General features: G+C 71.2%; 4 protein-coding genes. 1 reads left to right on the plus strand and 3 read right to left on the minus strand.

The window, feature by feature from the left end; translation table 11 throughout:
* Positions 1 to 190 precede the first annotated feature (190 nt).
* Entirely contained in the window at positions 191 to 679 is a 489-nt protein-coding gene (locus D588_RS0123030) for a GNAT family N-acetyltransferase (RefSeq protein WP_157836509.1), read from the plus strand.
* Positions 680 to 721: 42 nt separating this feature from the next.
* On the opposite strand, the gene D588_RS0123035 is transcribed toward D588_RS0123030, so the two are convergent.
* The 3 genes from D588_RS0123035 to D588_RS25985 all read right to left on the minus strand — a co-directional run.
* Positions 722 to 1348 (minus strand): TetR/AcrR family transcriptional regulator, encoded by a 627-nt coding sequence (locus D588_RS0123035; RefSeq protein ID WP_017917668.1) that lies wholly within the window; start codon positions 1346 to 1348, stop codon positions 722 to 724.
* Entirely contained in the window at positions 1348 to 1605 is a 258-nt protein-coding gene (locus D588_RS0123040; RefSeq protein WP_017909407.1) for an acyl-CoA-binding protein, read from the minus strand. Before D588_RS0123040 ends, D588_RS0123035 begins: the two co-directional genes overlap by 1 nt.
* 93 nt (positions 1606 to 1698) lie before the next feature.
* On the minus strand, positions 1699 to 2261 hold a 563-nt coding region (locus D588_RS25985), incomplete at its 5' end, for a hypothetical protein (RefSeq protein ID WP_017917669.1).

A 2261-nucleotide genomic window follows, 5' to 3' on the forward strand; every position in this document is an offset into this window, starting at 1 on the left:
CGCGTCCGCAGTCGCGCAAGCGCGCCGCGACGGGCAAGCGCGGCGCCAAGCCGGCCGCGGCCAAGCGCAGCCCGGCCAAGCGTGTGACTGGCCGTCGTCGCGCTGGCGCCTGACCCGGCGCCTCCGTACGCATGGCGGCCGGCCACGCTCGGGCATACTCGCCGGCCACGACCTGACGAGAGACGGCACCATGCAGATCCGGCCCGCCACGCTTGACGATGCCGAGGCGATGGTCGCGGTGCAGGACGCGATCTTCGCGGCCGGCCTGCGCAAGGCGCCGACCGATCTGGCGACGGTGCGCGCGACCTACCTGCAGCATCCCGATCGTCTCCAGTGCGTGCTGGCCGAGGATGCCGACGGGCGTGTCCTCGGCTTCCAGTCGCTGCGCATCGCGCATCCCGGCAATGCCTACGACGTGGCCGAGGGCTGGGGCATCATCGGCACCCACGTCGACCCGCGCGCGGCGCGCCGTGGGGTCGGCAGCGCGCTGTTCCGGGCCACCTGTGCGGCCGCGCGCAGCGCCGGGCTGGCGCAGATCGACGCCAGCATCGCCGCCGACAATGCGCTCGGGCAGGCGTACTACGAGGCCATCGGCTTTCGCACCTACCGCACCCCGCCGGGCCTGGTCTGCAAGGTCTACCGGCTCGACGGGCCAGCCGCGCAGGCCGCCGCCGACTGAGCGGAACCGCCCCGCCTGTGCTTGCGCGCAGGGCATAGCGCTTCAATCCAGATAGGCGTCCATCAACGCGGCCAGGTGCGCGCGTTCGGCGTCGCGCAGGAACGGCGCGATCAGTTGCATCACCTGCACGATGCCGTGGCGGATCGCCACTTGCTCGTCCTTCTCGCCGCGCGCGGCCGCATAGTTGAGCCAGAACGTGGCCACCACCAGCACGTTGGTGGCCACGCCGCCGCGTTCCTGGGCGCTGGCGCGCATCGCGCCGGTCTGCGCCAGTCCCTCGAACACCGCCTGCACGCTGGCGTCGGCACGGCGCAGGATGCGCGCGAAGCGCAGGCGCAGGCGCCGGCTGCGGCTGAGGATCTCGACCAGGTCGCGGTACAGGAAGCGGTAGTCCCAGATGCACTCGAACACCAGGTGCAACTGCAGCCAGATATCCTCCAGCCCCGGCAGACGCGCGCTCGGCAGCGCCAGCGCCGCGTCCATGCGCTCCTCGTAGCGCGCGAACAGGTGCTCGATGATGTCGTCCTTGTTGCGGAAGTGGTAGTACAGGTTGCCGGGGCTGATTTCCAGCTCGTCGGCGATGTGGTTGGTGGTGACGTGCGGCTCGCCCTGCGCGTTGAACATCGCCAGGGCGGTCTCGAGGATGCGCCGCCGGGTGTCGCGTGCCATCAGGCCAGCAGCTTCTTCACCAGGTCCACGTATTTCTTCTGCGCTTCCGCCTGCGGCACGCCCTTGAGCTTGGCCCAGGCCTCGTACTTGGCGGTGCCGACGAAGTCGAAGAAGCCCGGCTTGGCGCCGCTGACGTCGCCCTCCGAGCCTTGCTTGTACAGCGCGTACAGCCGCAACAGGGTGTCGTTGTCGGGGCGCTCGGCCCGTTGCTTGATGTCCTGGACCGCTTTCTCGAAGGCCGCCTTGCTGTCTGCCATGATCCCGCTCCGCCCTGACCGGCAGGCATCACAGCACGGGCGGGAGGCCGGGTCAACGCGGGCCGCGGCCGGTGGCCGGCGCGGACGCCGCGGTTACAGCATCGAAAGTGCGTCGGCCTGGCGGCTGTCGGCGACGCGTTCGTGCGCATGCGCGGCCTCTTCGTGGGCGGCCTGCGCCTGCCGCGCCAGCGAGGCCTTGGCCGCGATGGAACGGATCGCATCGGTGACTTCGGCCAGCGGCACCTGCGTGCTGAGCCGTTGGAAGGTGTCGCGGCTGTTGTAGCCGGAACCGTCGCGCAGGTACTGCTCGTACATGGTCAGCAGTTCGGTGCAGGCGGCGGTGAGGGTTTCCATGTTGTTGCGCGCCAGGGCGTGGCCGACCTGGTCCAGGTTGTGCAGGCAGTCGGAGAGCCAGTGCAGGTCGTAGCGCGCGCTGGCCGGCTCCGGGCCGTTGTGGCCGCGGCTGTAGGCGCTGTAGCGGCGAATGCTGCGCGCCACGCGGGCGACGTGGGCGAGCAGGGTGCCGACTTCGTCGGCAATGTCGATCTGCGCCAGGGCGATGGTCGATGGCGGCGCGGCCGGGGGCGCCGCCGGTGCCGGCCCCGGCTTCGGGGAGGCGGGCGAAGGCGCCGCGGTCGGTGCGGCATTGGCGGACG

It is taken from the genome of Xanthomonas sp. SHU 308, assembly GCF_000364645.1.
Taxonomy (GTDB): Bacteria; Pseudomonadota; Gammaproteobacteria; order Xanthomonadales; family Xanthomonadaceae; genus Xanthomonas_A; species Xanthomonas_A sontii.